A 12833-nucleotide genomic window follows, 5' to 3' on the forward strand; every position below is an offset into this window, starting at 1 on the left:
GCGGCCGGAAGTAACGTGGCGGGCCGGAGTGGCGACCCTCCACGTTACTTGTGGAAGACGGCCAGGGTCTTGTTGAGCTCGTAGAGCAGGGTGGTCAGGCGCACGAGGTAGCTCTCGTAGAGCTTTTGCACGTCGGACGAGGAGCCGAGCTCCATCTCCTGGTTCCGGGCCGTCAGGAAATAGACCATGCTGTTCAAAAACGTGATGATGTTCCTGCTGCGGTTGTAGACGTAGACGTTCAGTTCCTGGTCGTCCGGGTTGCCGGGCTTGAGATAGATGTAGAGGACGTCGATCAGGTTGTTGAGGCTGGTCGTGACTTTTTGATGGGTGTCGAACAGAAACCGCAGCTTCTTGTACTCCTCCCCGTCCTTGTTCTTTTCGTAGGCCGGCAGCAGGGCCAGGATGCGGCCCTCGAACGGCCGCGTGTCGTCGTAATACTTGATGACGTCGTGCATCATGGCGACGAGGCTGGCCTCGTCGAGGACGAGCGGCGCGGCCGGACCGGAGGCGGCGTCGGCCGCAGGGGCTGACGGAGTCGGCGGTTCGTCCCCGGCCCGGACCGGGAACGCGGTCCCGCAGCAGCAGAGGAACAGGACCAGGGCGCACAGGGCCCGGCACGGGCGGGCGCGGCGGGCGCGACGGAAAGATGCGGGCATGGCGGCGTCGCCTTCCTTGGGCAGGGCTCTCGGGCGCTACTGCTTTTTCTTGTCGCAGGCGGCGCAGGGGGCTTCCTCCCCGCCGCTTCGGGCCACTCGGCGCAGCACGTCCTCGAATTCGTCGATCGGCGCCGCGCCGCGCACGGACACGCCGTTGATGACGAAGGTCGGGGTGCCGTCGATGCCGAACGACCGGGCCTCGGCCACATCGTCGTCGAGGCGCTTGGCCAGTTCCGGATTGCGCATGTCGCGCCTCAGCCGGGGCAGGTTGGCCCCGAGCTTGACCGCCAGGGCGTAGACCGCCGGCGCGCCCGCCTGCTCGATCTCCTGCTGGGCGGCAAAGGCCGCGTCGTGGAAGGCGAAGGCCAGCTTCGGGTCCTGGACGGCCAGGGCCTCGTAGACCAGCGCCGCTTCCTTGGACAGGTCGTCCGTGGCGTAGTGCTTGAAAAGGACGCGCACCGAATCCGGGTGGCGCTCCATGAATTCCTTGAGCGTCACCGCGCCCCGGGCGCAGTAGGGGCACAGGAAGTCGGAATAGACGACCACCGTGGTCGTGGCCGAGGCCGGACCGCGAAAGGCCCGGGCCGGGTCCAGGGCCGGAGTGAGCGGCTTCTTGAATTCCTCGGCCTGCCGGGCCTGACGCTGGGCGTCCTGGTATTCGTTTTGTCCGGCCACGACCAGGCCGAACAGTTCGCTTTTGCGTTCGCCCAGGGCGTCGAGGACCATGTCCGGGTGCTCTTTGAGGGCTTGGCGCAGGCCGTTGTCCGACGGGCTCGGGGCGCAGGCGAAAAGGGCCAGGGTGGCGAGCAGGGCGAGGGCGGGGCGCAGGAGCATGGGGTGTTCCTTTGAAAGGGACTGTCTTCGACTTGCGAAACTACCTTGGGCAGGGGGAATTGCAACAAAAATCTGTGAAATGCAAGGGAATGGGGCCGCAAGGATTGCATTTTTTTCGACGTGGGGTATGCATGCCCCCTGGACTTCGCCGCCGCGGGGCGGCGGCATGCACAGGCAAGCAAAGGAGGGAACATGAAACGTATTGCCGTGACTTTCTTCGCCCTGGTGCTCTGCGGCGCGGCCGCGGTGGCCCTGGCCGCCGGCGACGCGGCCAAGGGGGCCGATCTGGCCAAGGGCTGCGCCTGCCACAAGAGCAAGGGCGACCTCGACGGCCAGGACGCGGCCGCGCTTCTGAAGAAAATGGAGGCCTATAAGGCCGGCCAGGGCGAAAACAAGGCCATGATCGCCATCATGAAAAAGCACTCCGACGAGAACATGGCCGACCTGGCCGCCTATTACGCCTCCCTGCCCAAAAAATGATCCAGCCCCGCCCTGCGTCGCGCAAAAGGCCGGGAAACTCGCTTTTCCCGGCCTTTTTTGGCGGGTGGCCCGGATGAGGCCGTTCCTCTCCCTCCTGTTGCGCCTGGCCCTGGTCGGGTCGTGTCTGGCCTACGCCCTGTGGGGCGTGGACTTCTCCCGGCTTTGGGCGGATCTGGCCGGTTTTCCTCCCGTGGCCGTCGGCCTCTACGTCGCGCTGGTCCTGGCCGCGACCCTGGTGCCGGGCCTGCGGCTGCGGTTTCTCATGGCCGGCCGGGTCGGGGCCGTGACCGGCCTGCGGGCCTGCCTCATGGGGATTGCGGTCAACAACGTGCTGCCGGCCCGGCTGGGGGAGATGGCCAAGGCCCTCTACCTGCGTCGGGAAGGGGGCGTGTCCCTGGGGCGGGCCCTGGAGGCGGTCTTCTGGGAGCGGTTTTTCGACCTGACCGCCCTTGTGGCCCTCGGCGTGGCCGTGGCCGCGCTTCTTGGCCGGGGGCTGGTCCTGTATCCGCTGCTGGCCGGGGTCGGGGGCGGCTGGGGGTTCCTGTTGCTGCTGCGGGTCCGGCCCCAGGCGGCCCACGCCGTGTTGCGGTGGCTGCCGGGCGAGCGGCTGCGCCTTTTCGCGGCCGAGATGCTGGGGCTTTTGGAAGCCAACCTGCGGGTCGGGTTCCTGGCCCGGCTCGGCCTGTGGACCCTGGCCGCCTGGGCCGGCTACGCCGCGCTCTACGCCGTCGGGCTTTGCCTCATGGCCGGCCTGCCGGCCGACCCGGCCCTGGTGCTGACGGTCTTTGCCGTGGCCACCCTGGGCTTCGCCCTGCCCGGGGTCCCCGGCGGCATGGGCGTCTACGAGGCTTCGGTGGTGCTGGCGCTCGGCTTTTTCGGCGTGGACCGGGAGCGGGCCTTTGCCGTGGGCCTGGCCATGCACCTCTTGCAGTACCTGCCCGTGACGGCCGCGGGCCTCCTCAGCCTGGCCGCCAGCGGCATGTCCGTGCGGGACCTGCGCGGCCAGGCCTCCCAAGCCTCGCAGGCGTCACCGGAATCCTCGGCGTCGCAGACCCTGTAAGGGGACGCAGGTCTCCTCAGGCCAGCTTCTCCCGGTGCCGGTCCAGGTGCCAGTGGTAGAAGATGTCGGCCAGTCCCGGGATCACATGGTCCGTGACGGTTTCCCACCGGATCTTGCCGGCCTTGGGGTCGAGGCTGCCGCCGGCCAGGAATTCCATGCCCACGGTCTCGTCCTGGCTGATGCGGTCCCGGGCGACGTGGCTGACCCGGGCCACCATCCAGAATTCGTTTGTGGCGGCCACCCGCGGTTCGTCGAACTGGAGATGGATGACCAGCCGTTGCCCCCGGGCCAGAAGCAGGTCCCGGTCCCGGACCAGGGCCGCGCGCAGGACGAGCCGCATGCCGCCGGCCGAGATGTCGGCCAGCCGGGCCAGGCCGGCCTGGAAGTCACTGCCGCGCAGGGCCGGCGCGTCCAGGGCGAAGGTGGCGCCCTTGTCGTAGCGCCACAGAAAGGCCTTCTGGAGCCGGTCGAGGTCCGGCTCCACCCGCAGGCTCTTGCGCCGCTGGCCGAAGACCAGGGCCTCGGGCTCCCTGAGGCGCAGCCTGGCCTGGCCGGCCGGTCCGGTGGCGGCCCCCCGGATGCTGCTGTCAAAGGTGTAGAAGGTTTCCTCCAGCCCGTGGTCCCGCAGCACCAGCCGGAAAAAGCCGGTCACCGGCAGGCCCACCCAGTGGGGGCCGGCGGCCGCCTTGGCCGTGCTTTCGAGGAGAAGGCCCCGGGAAGAGGATTCCCGGATGGAGCAGTCGAGCTCCTTTATGCCCGTGACGGTTTGGGGCAGCGACAGAAAGCAGCGGGAACGCTGGGATATCGCTTCTTCCATGAGACGACGGGAAGTTTTGGCGGTCATGGGCGCTCGCGGCAACGCGGCCAGTTCTCCGACGCGGCGTGGTCGGGGGAGGGGTACGGCGGGTTGCGGATTTGGCGGTTACTACTTCTTCATACTGCATCAGAATTCAGAAAAGCGGGATTTTGTCAATTCTGATCTGAAAAAAGATTGTTTTTTGCGCGCACGGTCCTTTTTCCCCGGCAACGGGGGAGGGCGGAGAAGTCTTTTCAATGCCCGCGGGGCATGCTATCCCGCCCCCCGTGTTCGCCCAGCCGGGCGAGGGAATGTTTGTGCAAGGAGAGGGGAGAAATGGTGTCGGCATGGTTGCGCATGGGCGTCGTTTTGACGGCCCTGCTGTTTTTCGGTTCGGTCGAGGCCTTGGCCAAGACGGTTTTTCTGGGGGGCAGCCAGACGGCTGGCTGGAAGTATTCCGGGGATTTCAAGGACGTGGTCAACAAGGCGACGGTCAGCAACACCACCTCGAAGATTTTGAAGGGCCTTGGCCCGGTGGTCGCGCTCAAGCCCGAGAAGGTCTTCATCCTTGAAGGCGTAAACGAGCTGTGGAGCGCCAACGCCAGCATCCTGACGCGCTACCGGGAGATCCTGCGCCGCATCCACCAGGGGTCGCCAAAGACGCTCATCTTTGTGCAAAGCGTCCTGCCCGTGGTCAACCGGCCCGATCTTTCCAACGAAAAGATCACGGAACTCAACGCCGGCCTCAAGGCCCTGTGCGCCGAGGTCCAAAACTGCATCTATATCGATCTGTTCAGCCACTTCGCCGTGAACGGGGCCTTAAACGAGAGCCTGACCACGGACGGCGTGCACCTGCGGCCCGACGGCTACAAGCTGTGGCACGCCCTGATCGAGAAATACGTGGCCCTGCCAAACGACCAGCTCACCCGGCCCGAAACCCTGGCCGGACTCGGCGCGGCGGCCCCGGCCACCAACTGAGGCCGGGAGCAGGCGAGCGATAGGCGGGTCCGACCCGCCTTTTTTTTTGCGTCCCGGCCGGGCGGCGGCCGGAAGGCGGGCCTTGACAGGCCGGGACGCGATGGTCATGCACAAGACCACGGCAGGCCGTGGCGAAACGGCGCGGCAACGGAGGCAGGCGGTGGGCAACGTCCTTATCATCGACGACGACCAGACCATACGGGACGCCCTGGCCCGGGTGGTGAGCCGGCTTGGCCACAGGCCGGACATGGCCGCCACCCTGGCCGAAGGGTTGCGCCTGGCCGGCGGCTCGGATGTGGACGTGGTCTTTCTCGACGTGCGCATGCCCGACGGCAACGGCCTGGACGCCATAAGCGACATCCGGCGCGCGCCCTCGACCCCGGAAGTCATCGTGCTGACCGGCTGGGGCGATCCGGACGGGGCGGAGCGGGCCATGCGGCAGGGGGCCTGGGACTACATCGAGAAGCCGCCGACCGTGAAGACCATGACCGCCCAGCTGGTCAGCGCCATGGACCACCGCAGCCGGGGCCGGGGGGCGGCCCGCACGGCAGAATCGTTCCGGTTTCTCGGCATCGCCGGCGGCAATCCCAAGCGGGAGCAGTGCCTGGAACAGGCGGCCAAGGCCGCGGCCAGCGATGTCAACGTGCTCCTGACCGGCCCGACCGGGGCCGGCAAGGAGCTTTTCGCCCGGGCCATCCACGGCAACAGCCCCCGCCGGGACGGGCCCTTTGTCGTGGTCGACTGCGCCGCCCTGCCGGCCGGCATCGTGGAAAGCGTGCTTTTCGGGTCGGAAAAGGGGGTCTACACCGGCGCGGACCGGCGCCGGGAGGGGCTGCTGCTGCGGGCCCACGAGGGCACGCTTTTTCTCGACGAGGTGGCGGAGATGCCGCTGTCGGTGCAAAAGGCCTTTTTGCGGGTGCTCCAGGAGCGGCGGGTCCGGCCCCTTGGCGGCCTGGAGGAGGCGGCCTGCCACTTCCGGCTGGTGGCCGCCACCAACCAGGATCTGGCCGCCATGGCCGGGCAGGGGCTTTTCCGGGAAGACCTGCTTTTCCGCCTGCAGGGGGTCGGCATCGAACTGCCGCCCCTGGCCGGGCATCCCGAGGACATTCTCGATTTCGCCGCCCATTTCGCGGGCGACGCGGCCGCGCGGCTGGGGACGCCGGCCCGGCCCTTTTCCGAGGAATTTTCCCGGGCACTGCTCGCCTATTCCTGGCCCGGCAACGTGCGGGAACTGAAAAACACCCTGGAAGGGGCCTTGGCCCTGGCCGCCGGGGGCACGGTCCTCCTGCCGGTCCACCTGCCGCTCCATATCCGGGTCTGTGCCGCCCGCAACCGGGTCACGGGGCGCCTGGCCGCAGCGGCCGAGGCGGACGGGGCCGGGCTGCCGTCGGCCGTGTTGGCCGACGCCCCCCTGCCGCGCTTTCGGGACTACCGCGACAGCCGGGAGGCCGATTACCTGCGCGTCCTGTCCACGCGTTTCGGCGGGGATATCGGCCGGATGCTCGACGTGTCGGGCCTGTCGCGCTCGAGGCTTTACGCCCTGCTCAAGAAGCATGGCATCCCGGCCGTCCGTTCCTGACCGCCCGGACGCGCGGCCAGGCCTTCGGGATTTTCGCCCGTCCGGTAAAGATCGCCGTCCCGGGGACCGAAAAGAAGGCTACGGAGGGGCGGGCCCGACCGGCATGGGGCCGGGCGCGGCCGTAACGCCCCCGTGGCGGTCCGGTGAAATATCTGGTGATCCTGATCGGCGTTATCGGCCTTGTGACCTACATCTTCGTGGGCGGGCCGAAGAAGGCCTTAAGCGGAGACGAGCCGGGGTTCAGCCGGGCCCAGCAAGTGGCCGACCGCATCGCCGATCTCGAACACCGGCGTCGGGACATGCTCGTGCGGGCCTATGGGCGGATGGGGAGCTACACGCCCGTGGCCAGCCTGTCCCGGAAAGGCGCCTATGCCGCCGGCTACCGGGAAGGGTTCGGCCAGGGCTATTTCGAAGGCAGCTTCCTGGCCGGCCGCACCGGCCCCAACCCCCTGTTCTTCCCCATCCCCTGATACGCTTTTCCCCTTCCGAATATCCCCGGCCCGTTTCATGCGAACCGACGCCTTGCCGCGCCCCCGTTCGGGGGGGCCGGGGGGGATGATCCCCCCCGGCGGAGAGGTCCAGGAGAGGCAGAGCCTCTCCTGGCCGCCGGAGGCGCCTTGCCTATCTCCCCCCCAGTCTGGCCTTGATGCGGTCGGCCACGGCCATGACGCCGAGGACGTAGAGGTCGCTGTGGTTGTAGGCGTAAACCACCTTGGCGGTTTCGGCCTCGGTCATGTCGGGCCGGTACCCGTGGCCGCGCAGGTAGCTGGCCACGCTGACGATGGCGTCGCAGGGGGCGAAAAGGTCCACCACGCCGTCGCCGTCGGCGTCGATGCCGTAGGTCAGGGCGTTTGTGGGCATGAACTGGCAGATGCCGATGGCGCCGTAGATGGAGCCGGGGATGGTTCGGGGGGCCTTGCCGGTGGCGGTGGCGTAGCGCAGGAGGGCGAGAAGCTCCCGGTAGGCCCACTCGGCCCGGTCCCTGGCCGCGTTGGCGGCAAAGGCCCGGCGGTCCGGATCGCCTTGCAGGGTCTTCATGGATGGGGCGATGGCGTCGATGTCGGAGCTTCGGGCCAGACTGGCCAGGACGCTTACGGCGTCGCGGTCGCCGAGATAGGAACCGAGCTTGGTCTCGACCACCAGGAAGGCGGCCACCAGTTCCGGCGGCGGGCCGAACTCGCGCCTGGCCCGGTCGAAGGCGGCCTGGTTGGCCCGGATGAAGGCCACGGCCCCGTCGATGACGGCCGGGACCAAAAAATGCCGGTAGTTGCTCTGGGCCAGGGTCTTGGGGCTCGGCTTGGGTTTGGGCTCGAACTCCTTTTTGACCATGGCGTCGACCTTGCGGGCCATGATGGACGGGTCGTAGGCCACGGCGTTGCCGGCGAAAAGCCGGGTAAGGGCCGTCCGGTCCAGGCCGTCGGCGGCCAGCCGGTCGAGCAGCGGCCGCCAGCCCGGATCGCCGGACACGGCGGCCTCGGCGGCCAGGGCCACGGCCGGGCCAGGGCCGGACAGGGCCAGGAGGAGCCAGAGCAGGGAGAGGAAGAGCCGGGAGAAGGATCGCTTGGGTGTCATGCCCGTCTGGTACCGCTGCGGCCCGAGGCTGGCAAGCGCCAAGCGGGGCCGGGACCGGCGGGCGCCTTCCCGCCGGGCGGGAGACCCGGCCGGGGGAGAGGCGGAGGCTTCGGCCCTAGGCCAGGCGGGCCTGCTCGATGTTGTCGAGAAACCACCGGTAGGTGCCGGCCAGGCCGTCGGCCAGGGAGATGGTCGGGGCCCAGCCGAGCGAGGTCAGGCGGCCGATGTCCAGGGCCTTTCGCGGCGTGCCGTCGGGCTTGGCGGCGTCGAAGACGATGCGGCCGGAAAATCCCGTCACCCGGGCCATCCGTTCGGCCAGCTCCCGGATGGTCACTTCCTCGCCCGAGCCGATGTTGATGATCTCCTCGTCGTCGTAGCGCTCGTAGCAGGCGACCGCCGCCCCGGCCATGTCGTCGACGTGCAAAAATTCCCGGCGGGCGTTGCCCGTGCCCCAGACCGTGACCGTGTCCGCGCCGGCGAGCCTGGCCTCGTGGAAGCGGCGCATGAGCCCGGGGATGACGTGGGAATTTACGGGCGTGAAATTGTCGCCCGGGCCGTAGAGGTTGGTCGGCATGAGGCTTATGGCCGAAAACCCGTATTGGCGGCGGTAGGCCTGGCACATCTTGATGCCCGCGATCTTGGCGATGGCGTACCACTGGTTTGTGGCTTCCAGCGGGCCGGTGAGCAAGCTCTCCTCGCGCATGGGCTGGGGGGCCAGGCGCGGATAGATGCACGAGGAGCCGAGGAAGACCAGCCGTTTGGCGCCGCTCTGGTAGGCCGCGTCGATGACGTTGGTCTGGATCAGCAGGTTGTCGCGGATGAAATCGGCCGGATAGGTGTCGTTGGCGTGGATGCCGCCGACCTTGGCCGCGGCCAGGAACACGGCGGCCGGGCGGGCGGCCGCGAAAAAGGCGCGCACGGCCGTCTGGTCGGTCAGGTCCAGCTCGGCGTGGGTCCGGGTCAGGACCTCGGCGCCCCGGGCGGCCAGGGCCCGGACGATGGCCGCGCCAACCAGTCCCCGGTGTCCGGCGACGTAAACGGGGCCGCCGGGGAGGGCGGCTTGGGTGCTCTTCATGAGGGCTTCCCCTAGCACGCAACCGCCCGGAAGCCTAGTGCCGCGTGACCTCTCTGCCCTGGTCCCGTGGATTTCCGGGCGCCCGGGCGCATTGGCCGTTGACATCCCGTCTTCCGGTCGTGCTAGAGGTGGGAGGGTGGGGCCTTTTCCCGCCCACGCTCCAGCCAAGGAGGATGCGATCATGCTGGCGAAAACGTTCAGGCGAGTCGAGGACCATACGCCGCCGTGGATCAACCGGGCCATCCGGCGGCAGACCGAGCGCAACATCGAGCGGTACCGGCGGGCCGGGCCCATGGCCATCACCCGGCGGCTCGAGGAGTTGGAAGGCGAGTGGGACATCGAGCGGGTGCTTGAGACCAACGCGTCGAGCCTGGTCCTGCTCGGGCTCGGGTTCGGGTCCTGCGTCAACAAGCGGTGGCTGCTTTTGCCGACGGTGGTGGCCGGCTTTTTGCTCCAGCACGCCCTCCAGGGCTGGTGCCCGCCGATCGGGCTGCTGCGCCGGCTCGGCGTCCGCACCGCGGCCGAGATCGGCTACGAGGCGGCGGCGTTGCGGGCCCTGCGCGGCGATTTCGACTATCTGGGCGGGGAGGAGGGGGACGTTTGCGGGGAGCCGCTGGAAGACGACGACGCCTCGCTTTGCTGCGAACCGCGGTAGAAGGCCGGCCTAAAGGCCCGGTGCCGCCGGAGGCCGTCTTGCGGCCGGGCGGCGGTCAGGCCGGCGGCCGGCCGTCCGGCAGCAGGGGCGCGAGGGCCGTCCCGAGGGTGCGGCCGGCGGCCCGGGCCGGGTCCAGGTCGCCGCGCCGGGCCTTGGCAAAGGCCTCTTCGGCCAGGGCGGCCAGATCGGGCAGGCCGAGGTTCAGCAGGTTGCCCTTGAGGCCGTGGGCCGCCTCGGCGCAGGCGCCGGCGTCGCCTGCGCCCGCGGCCTTCTCCAGCCGGGCCAGGGCCTGGCCGAGCACCTCGGCGGCCACGGCCAGGGCCTGGGCGGCCTCGTCCGGGGTCAGGAAGTGGGCGTCCTGCAGGAAGGCCATGACCCGGCCCAGGGTCTTGCCGTTTTGGGGATCTTGCGGACGCATGGGCGGGACCTTCAGCGGCCGGCCGGGGAGGCCGGCTCGCCAACCAGCCCGACGAGCACCGCTTCCAGGTCGTTTATGCGGTAGGGTTTGGAAAAAAAGCCGGACATGCCGGCGGCGCGGCAGCGGGCGGCGTCGTCTGGCGCGGCTTGCGCCGTCAGGGCCACGATGGGGGTCTCGATGCCGGCCTGGCGGACCTGGCGGGTCACTTCCAGGCCGTCGAGGCCCGGCATGCGCAGGTCCATGAAGATGGCATGGTAGGGCGTGCCGGCGGCCGCGGCGGCCAGGATCATGTCCAGGGCCGTTTTGCCGTCTCCGGCAAAGGCCTGCCGGCCGACGCCGAGCTTCTCCAGGATCTTTTGCAACAGGAAGCGGTTGAAGGGGTTGTCCTCGGCCACCAGGGTGCGCAGCCCGCCGAGGTCCACGGCCGGCGGCAGGGGCCGGTCCGTGGGCGGCGGGGCGGTCCTGGTCTCGGGGTGTTCGAGGGCCAGGGTGAAATGGAAGGTGCTGCCCTTGCCGGGCTGGCTGTCCACGGACAGGCCGGCCCCGCCCAAAAGGCGCACCAGCCGGTCGGAGATGGAAAGCCCAAGGCCCGTGCCGCCGTGGTTTCTGGCCACCGCGTCGTCGGCCTGGACAAAGGGCTCGAAGATCCGCTCCCGGAGCTCTTCCGGGATGCCCGGGCCCGTGTCCCGGACCCGGAACTGGACCGGGGTCGGCGCGTCCTCGGCCTTCGGCGGGTAGGGCAGGGCGGCCGCAAGGACCACCCGGCCGCTCGGAGTGAACTTGATGGCGTTGGAGAGCAGGTTCAACAGGATCTGCTTGAGGCGCACCGGATCGCACACCGCGACCCGTGGCAGTTTCGGATCGCGCTCGATGGCCAGGGTGAGGCCGCGCTCGTCCGCGGCCGGGGCCATGATGCGGCGCATCTCCTCCAGGAGCCGGTCGAGGTCCACCGGCACGGGGCGGATCTCCAGGCGGCCGACCTCGATGCGCGAAAAATCCAGCACGTCGTTTAACACCACGAGCAGCCCCTCGCCGGCCGAGCGCATGGTTTCCAGGCACTCGCGCTGCTGGGGGCTGGGGCCGGTCTTAAGCAGGAGCTGGGAGAGCCCCATGATGGCGTTTAAGGGGGTGCGGATCTCGTGGCTCATGTTGGCCAGGAAGGCCGATTTCATGCGGCTGGCTTCCTCGGCCTCGACCCGGGCCCGGATCAGGTCCGACACGTCGGCAAAGGACTCGATGCCGCCCGTGGCCAGGCCCTGGCTGTCGCGGATGGGGGCGGCGTTTTTGAGGATGGTCACCCGGCGGCCGTCGCGGGTCAGGATCTGGGACTGGCGTTTTTGCACCGAGGCGTCCCCGGGCCGGGCCGGGCAGGGCGAGGGGGGCGACTCGCGCAACAGCTCGCCCCGGCGCCGGCCCAGGGCCTGGTCCCGGCTGTAGCCCGTTATGGCCGTGAACTCGTCGTTTATCGTCACCACCACGTCGTCGCGGTTGACGATGCAGATGGCGGCCCCGGCGATGGTGATGACCTGTTCGAGAAAGCTTTTCTCCCGCTCCACCGACAGCCTGGCTTCGACCAGGGGCGTGACGTCGATCAGCGACACGATAAGGCCGGTGAAAACGCCGTCTTCCAGGACCGGCTGGAGCTTGGCCGTGACGTCCCGGTCGCAAAGGCGCCGGTCGAAGGAGACCGGGGCATGGGCCGCGCCCCGGCGGAAGAGGTCGAGAAAGGCCCCGGCCTGGTAGTCCTCGGTTTCGAGGTCCAGGATGGCCAGGGGCTGGCCGAGGACCGCCTCCCGAGGGAGGTCGAGGAGCGTCAGGTAGCGGTCGTTTATTTCCACCACCACCCCGTCCGGCGCGACAAAGGCGATGCCCTGGTCCAGGGCGGCGATGATGGAGGAAAGGCGCGTGAGCCGGCTGGCCGCCTCGGCCATGTGGGCGGCCGGACAGGTGGCCCCGGTCCGGCCGGTCAGGCGGCCCAGGCGCCGGGCCGGCCGGCCGGCCGGGTTACGAGGCCTGCGTCGCTGCCGCCGCGTGAAAGACATCCAGACGCTCCTTGTAAGGCGGATGGCCGAAAAAGGCCGAGCCGGACACCAGCACGTCGGCCCCGGCCGCGACCAGGGCGGCGGTGTTGCCCGGGGTCACGCCGCCGTCCACCTGGATGCGGAAGGAAAGGCCCCGCTCCCGGCGCATGGCCGAGAGGGTCCGGACCTTCTCCAGGCAGAAGGGAAGAAACGACTGGCCGCCGAACCCGGGGTTGACGGTCATGATGAGGACCATGTCGAGCTCGGGCAGGAGGTATTCCACGGCCGAAAGGTGGGTGGCCGGATTGAGCGCCACGGCCGGGGCCGCGCCCAGGCGCCGGATTTCGGCCACCGTGCGCTCCAGGTGGACGGTGGCCTCGGCGTGGACGCAGATGAGGTCGGCCCCGGCGTCGCGAAAGGCCGCAAGATACCGTTCCGGCCGCTCGATCATGAGGTGGGTGTCGAAATAAAGGGAGCTGACGCGGCGCAGGGCGGCGATGACCGGCGGGCCGAAGGTGATGTTGGGCACAAAAAGCCCGTCCATGACGTCCAGGTGGGCCCAGGTGAGGCCGGCGGCCGCGAGCGCGGCCAGTTCGTCGGCCAGGCGGCTGAAGTCCGCGGATAAAAGCGACGGCGAAAGGATAAACGGTGCGGTCATGACGGCTCCGGCGGCGGGAATCAGGGGGGCGAGCCTTCCCCTTCGCCGCTT

General features: G+C 69.2%; 14 protein-coding genes. 6 read left to right on the top strand and 8 right to left on the bottom strand.

The features are described from left to right. Positions 1–44: 44 nt before the first annotated feature. Positions 45–656, bottom strand: a complete 612-nt coding sequence (locus tag DFW101_RS15125; protein WP_009182396.1) for a hypothetical protein — start codon at positions 654–656, stop codon at positions 45–47. A 36-nt stretch (positions 657–692) separates the two neighbouring features. Next, positions 693–1490 carry a DsbA family protein gene (locus DFW101_RS15130; protein WP_009182397.1) on the bottom strand — a complete coding sequence of 266 codons (798 nt, stop codon included), beginning with the start codon at positions 1488–1490 and terminating at the stop codon, positions 693–695. Between the two features lie 192 nt (positions 1491–1682). On the opposite strand from DFW101_RS15130, the gene DFW101_RS15135 reads away from it, so the two are divergent. Both DFW101_RS15135 and DFW101_RS15140 read left to right on the top strand, forming a co-directional pair. Beyond that, on the top strand, positions 1683–1970 hold the full coding sequence (locus DFW101_RS15135) for a c-type cytochrome (protein ID WP_009182398.1): 288 nt from the start codon (positions 1683–1685) through the stop codon (positions 1968–1970). A gap of 73 nt (positions 1971–2043) precedes the next feature. Then, the gene (locus tag DFW101_RS15140) at positions 2044–3030 is read left to right on the top strand and encodes a lysylphosphatidylglycerol synthase transmembrane domain-containing protein (protein ID WP_009182399.1); all 987 of its coding nucleotides are present in this window, start codon (positions 2044–2046) and stop codon (positions 3028–3030) included. A 16-nt stretch (positions 3031–3046) separates the two neighbouring features. On the opposite strand, the gene DFW101_RS15145 is transcribed toward DFW101_RS15140, so the two are convergent. Beyond that, positions 3047–3874 (bottom strand): PilZ domain-containing protein, encoded by an 828-nt coding sequence (locus DFW101_RS15145; protein WP_009182400.1) that lies wholly within the window; start codon positions 3872–3874, stop codon positions 3047–3049. A gap of 288 nt (positions 3875–4162) precedes the next feature. Here DFW101_RS15145 and DFW101_RS15150 point away from each other — a divergent pair, with 288 nt between their 5' ends. The 3 genes from DFW101_RS15150 (at position 4163) to DFW101_RS15160 (ending at position 6853) form a co-directional block, all read left to right on the top strand. Continuing rightward, complete coding sequence (locus DFW101_RS15150; RefSeq protein WP_009182401.1) at positions 4163–4804, top strand: GDSL-type esterase/lipase family protein; 642 nt, start codon at positions 4163–4165, stop codon at positions 4802–4804. Positions 4805–4964: 160 nt separating this feature from the next. Further along, positions 4965–6383, top strand: coding sequence for a sigma-54-dependent transcriptional regulator (locus DFW101_RS15155; protein WP_009182402.1), 1419 nt, complete (start codon positions 4965–4967; stop codon positions 6381–6383). Between the two features lie 143 nt (positions 6384–6526). Next, the gene (locus DFW101_RS15160) at positions 6527–6853 is read left to right on the top strand and encodes a hypothetical protein (protein WP_009182403.1); all 327 of its coding nucleotides are present in this window, start codon (positions 6527–6529) and stop codon (positions 6851–6853) included. Positions 6854–7004: 151 nt separating this feature from the next. On the opposite strand, the gene DFW101_RS15165 is transcribed toward DFW101_RS15160, so the two are convergent. Together DFW101_RS15165 and fcl are read right to left on the bottom strand one after the other, a co-directional pair. Then, positions 7005–7955: a lytic murein transglycosylase gene (locus DFW101_RS15165; RefSeq protein WP_009182404.1), complete on the bottom strand. Its 951-nt coding sequence runs from the start codon at positions 7953–7955 to the stop codon at positions 7005–7007. 115 nt (positions 7956–8070) lie between these two features. Beyond that, positions 8071–9030, bottom strand: a complete 960-nt coding sequence (gene fcl, locus DFW101_RS15170) for a GDP-L-fucose synthase (protein ID WP_009182405.1) — start codon at positions 9028–9030, stop codon at positions 8071–8073. Positions 9031–9211: 181 nt separating this feature from the next. Between fcl and DFW101_RS15175 the strand changes: the two genes are divergently transcribed. Beyond that, on the top strand, positions 9212–9685 hold the full coding sequence (locus DFW101_RS15175) for a DUF2892 domain-containing protein (RefSeq protein ID WP_009182406.1): 474 nt from the start codon (positions 9212–9214) through the stop codon (positions 9683–9685). 55 nt (positions 9686–9740) lie between these two features. Here DFW101_RS15175 and DFW101_RS15180 read toward each other — a convergent pair whose 3' ends face one another. Genes DFW101_RS15180 through rpe form a run of 3 tightly spaced genes read right to left on the bottom strand, consistent with a single transcriptional unit; the run spans position 9741 to position 12782 of the window. Further along, positions 9741–10103, bottom strand: coding sequence for an Hpt domain-containing protein (locus DFW101_RS15180; protein ID WP_009182407.1), 363 nt, complete (start codon positions 10101–10103; stop codon positions 9741–9743). A gap of 11 nt (positions 10104–10114) precedes the next feature. Further along, entirely contained in the window at positions 10115–12145 is a 2031-nt protein-coding gene (locus tag DFW101_RS15185) for a hybrid sensor histidine kinase/response regulator (RefSeq protein ID WP_009182408.1), read from the bottom strand. Then, entirely contained in the window at positions 12108–12782 is a 675-nt protein-coding gene (gene rpe, locus DFW101_RS15190; protein ID WP_009182409.1) for a ribulose-phosphate 3-epimerase, read from the bottom strand. The genes DFW101_RS15185 and rpe overlap by 38 nt, the downstream gene beginning before the upstream one ends. Positions 12783–12833: the final 51 nt, after the last annotated feature.

It is taken from the genome of Solidesulfovibrio carbinoliphilus subsp. oakridgensis (assembly GCF_000177215.2).
Lineage (GTDB): Bacteria > Desulfobacterota > Desulfovibrionia > Desulfovibrionales > Desulfovibrionaceae > Solidesulfovibrio > Solidesulfovibrio carbinoliphilus.

What these genes read in the sequence shown, in the direction of transcription:
- DFW101_RS15145 (WP_009182400.1), bottom strand. Translation starts at nt 3,874, where the DNA reads ATGACCGCCAAAACTTCCCGTCGTCTCATGGAAGAAGCGATATCCCAG.
- DFW101_RS15175 (WP_009182406.1), top strand. Translation starts at nt 9,212, where the DNA reads ATGCTGGCGAAAACGTTCAGGCGAGTCGAGGACCATACGCCGCCGTGG.
- DFW101_RS15165 (WP_009182404.1), bottom strand. Translation starts at nt 7,955, where the DNA reads ATGACACCCAAGCGATCCTTCTCCCGGCTCTTCCTCTCCCTGCTCTGG.
- DFW101_RS15180 (WP_009182407.1), bottom strand. Translation starts at nt 10,103, where the DNA reads ATGCGTCCGCAAGATCCCCAAAACGGCAAGACCCTGGGCCGGGTCATG.
- DFW101_RS15140 (WP_009182399.1), top strand. Translation starts at nt 2,044, where the DNA reads ATGAGGCCGTTCCTCTCCCTCCTGTTGCGCCTGGCCCTGGTCGGGTCG.
- DFW101_RS15185 (WP_009182408.1), bottom strand. Translation starts at nt 12,145, where the DNA reads ATGTCTTTCACGCGGCGGCAGCGACGCAGGCCTCGTAACCCGGCCGGC.
- DFW101_RS15125 (WP_009182396.1), bottom strand. Translation starts at nt 656, where the DNA reads ATGCCCGCATCTTTCCGTCGCGCCCGCCGCGCCCGCCCGTGCCGGGCC.
- DFW101_RS15135 (WP_009182398.1), top strand. Translation starts at nt 1,683, where the DNA reads ATGAAACGTATTGCCGTGACTTTCTTCGCCCTGGTGCTCTGCGGCGCG.
- rpe (WP_009182409.1), bottom strand. Translation starts at nt 12,782, where the DNA reads ATGACCGCACCGTTTATCCTTTCGCCGTCGCTTTTATCCGCGGACTTC.
- fcl (WP_009182405.1), bottom strand. Translation starts at nt 9,030, where the DNA reads ATGAAGAGCACCCAAGCCGCCCTCCCCGGCGGCCCCGTTTACGTCGCC.
- DFW101_RS15150 (WP_009182401.1), top strand. Translation starts at nt 4,163, where the DNA reads ATGGTGTCGGCATGGTTGCGCATGGGCGTCGTTTTGACGGCCCTGCTG.
- DFW101_RS15130 (WP_009182397.1), bottom strand. Translation starts at nt 1,490, where the DNA reads ATGCTCCTGCGCCCCGCCCTCGCCCTGCTCGCCACCCTGGCCCTTTTC.